Origin of the sequence: Escherichia sp. AM3, from assembly GCF_032029835.1 — a bacterium.
Taxonomy (GTDB): domain Bacteria; phylum Pseudomonadota; class Gammaproteobacteria; order Enterobacterales; family Enterobacteriaceae; genus Escherichia; species Escherichia coli.
In genome coordinates, this window is the sequence record NZ_JAVUPQ010000580.1 from 1 (window position 1) to 439 (window position 439).

Here is a 439-nt window from a genome sequence, read left to right on the forward strand (position 1 = left end):
TCACAATTAGCATTGGCTTGCACTCTGGCTATCACCTCTCAGGCTAATGCAGCAAACTATGATACCTGGACTTATATCGATAATCCCGTTACAGCACTTGATTGGGATCATATGGATAAGGCAGGCACTGTAGATGGCAACTATGTAAACTATAGTGGTTTTGTCTATTACAACAACACCAATGGTGATTTCGATCAGTCCTTTAACGGCGATACCGTTAACGGCACGATCTCAACCTATTATTTGAACCATGATTATGCAGACAGTACTGCTAATCAGCTTGATATCAGTAATTCAGTGATTCACGGTTCGATTACTTCTATGCTGCCTGGCGGTTATTATGATCGTTTTGATGCAGATGGTAATAATCTGGGTGGATATGATTTTTACACTGATGCGGTTGTTGATACACACTGGCGTGATGGTGATGTTTTCACTT

General features: G+C 41.0%; 1 pseudogene. It reads left to right on the plus strand.

Going from position 1 to position 439, the window contains the following annotated elements:
• Positions 1–439: pseudogene (locus RTW80_RS27345) on the plus strand (outer membrane autotransporter barrel domain-containing protein); the annotation flags it as partial.